The following is a 1,941-nucleotide window of genomic DNA, read 5'->3' as shown; positions in this document are numbered from 1 at the left end:
CGACCAGGCGGGCGCCGATCTGCGTATCCGGCGGGGAAAGCTGGGGCCGGGGATCCTGATCCACCGTAGGACTCTGCCAATCCTGCTGGGCGTCGGGGGCGGCCGTCATCATCCGGCGCATGGTCGCCATCATGGCGAGCATGTTCGGTTCGTTCATCGTCACGACCCAGGGGACGCCGTCCAGGATCGTGGTGGCCTCGGTGACATAGGAGGCGAACCGTTCGATCGCCCTCTCGCCGAGCCATCCTCCCTCGTCGGCGAACCACTGCGGGGTGGTGAAATGGTTCAGGGTCACGACCGGGGTGAGCCCGAGTCCGAGGGCGGTATCGATCATCCGGCGGTAGTGGGCGAGCTCGGCGCGGGAGAAACGGCCAGGGAGCGGCTCGATCCGGGCCCATTCGATGCCGAAACGGTACGCGGTCAGGCCCGCATCGGCGAGCAGCTCCATGTCCTCGGCGTACCGGTGGTAACTGTCGATGGCGTCGCCGCTGGGCTCCATGCCGGGGACGGTCTGCTCCTGGAGCCACCAGTCGCTGTTGATGTTATTGCCCTCGATCTGGTGAGGTGCGGTCGAGGCGCCCCAAAGGAAGCCGGGCGGGAAGTTGTTCATTGTCATCTCTTTCTCCGCGGCGCGGCCGTGGATTCGTGGTTCTGGATTCGTGGTTTCGGAAGCTGTGGATGAGGTGCAGCCGCGGGCGGAGCGTCGGGTCCGCCGTCGACTTTTTCGGGGCTATCAACGGATTTGGGGAGATGCTTCACACCGAACCGCAGGAAGTGTTTACGCGATTGCCGCGCCGCACTTTGGATCGTTTCAAACTAAGTCCGGGCTGATTGCCCGGCTAGGCGGCTGACCAACCGCCGTCGCTGGGCAGGATGGCTCCATTGATGTTGAGTGAGTCCTCGCTCAACAGCCAGGTGATCGCTGCGGCGAGCCTCTCCGCCTCCGCGACGGGGGAGCCGATGGCCTGCATCACAGGGAAGATCCGGCTGGCGGCGAATTCGCTGAGGACCGCTGCTTCGATGTTCGTGGCGACCGCACCGGGCGCCACGGCGTTGGCCCGCACGCCTTGGGGACCGTACATGAATGCCGTGTTTTTGGTCAGTCCGATGACCGCGTGCTTCGATGCCGTGTAAGCGGCACCTGCGGCGGAACCGCGGAGGGCTGCTTCAGAGGCGACGTTCACAATCGAACCGCTTCCTGACTCGATCAGGAGCGGCAGGGCGGCCCGCGTCAGCCGCATCGGGGCCGTGACATTGACGCGTATCACCCTGTCCCACGTCTCGTCGTCAAGCTCGCCGACGGGAAGGAAACCATCCATGATCCCCGCGATGTTCGCCAGCCCGTCGAGACGGCCTTCGCAAGCATCGGCGATCGCGTCGACCGTTCGGCTGTCGGTGACGTCGCCGACGACGGTCCTGACGTCCGCTCCGGGGAGTGATGTCTTGAGGTCGTCGAGCCGATCGGCGACCACATCGGAGACGATGAGCCGGGCGCCCTCTTCGGCGAGCCGGACGGCGGTGGCTCGCCCGATGCCGGAGCCGGCGCCCGTGACGATGATGGTCTTTCCGGCGAACCGGTCTTCAGCGGTCATAGTGATTCCTTTGCGTCGTTGCAGTTGATCGCGGGTCCACGTGCCGGCGACACGGGGAACAGGTGTTGCGGTGCGTTGCTCAGATCGTCGCGATGAGTCTTCGATCTTCTTCTTCGTGTCCATGGCTGCTTCGCCCGTGAGGCGCGGAAGGCCGCTGCGACTTCGTTGGCGAAATCGAACGAGGGGTCCACGAGCCACTGCGCCCGTAGGCCGCTCCAGAGCGCCATCATCTGCCGTCCCGTGCCCATCGGGTCGAGGCCAGGACGTGCACGCCCTTCGGCCTGACGCCGTTTCACGGCGGCAGCGAAGGCGAGGATGGCGTTCTCGTTGTGCTTCTTCATGTACGAGT

General features: G+C 65.3%; 2 protein-coding genes and 1 pseudogene. All 3 read right to left on the bottom strand.

Annotated features, from left to right (window positions below; all coding sequences use genetic code 11):
* Positions 1–610 (bottom strand): family 1 glycosylhydrolase (locus tag AHiyo1_RS14675; RefSeq protein ID WP_172465599.1); only part of this gene is annotated, 610 nt, incomplete at its 3' end.
* A 229-nt stretch (positions 611–839) separates the two neighbouring features.
* On the bottom strand, positions 840–1,592 hold the full coding sequence (locus tag AHiyo1_RS14670; RefSeq protein ID WP_059389063.1) for an SDR family NAD(P)-dependent oxidoreductase: 753 nt from the start codon (positions 1,590–1,592) through the stop codon (positions 840–842).
* Positions 1,589–1,941, bottom strand: a pseudogene (locus AHiyo1_RS14665) (hypothetical protein); the annotation flags it as partial. The pseudogene AHiyo1_RS14665 and the gene AHiyo1_RS14670, both read right to left, overlap by 4 nt.

This window comes from Arthrobacter sp. Hiyo1 (genome assembly GCF_001263615.2).
In the GTDB taxonomy this organism is placed as follows: domain Bacteria; phylum Actinomycetota; class Actinomycetes; order Actinomycetales; family Micrococcaceae; genus Arthrobacter.
This window is presented reverse-complemented; position numbering and strand designations above follow the sequence as displayed.

Excerpts from the sequence above, each read along its gene's own strand:
- AHiyo1_RS14670 (WP_059389063.1), bottom strand. The coding sequence starts at position 1,592 with ATGACCGCTGAAGACCGGTTCGCCGGAAAGACCATCATCGTCACGGGC.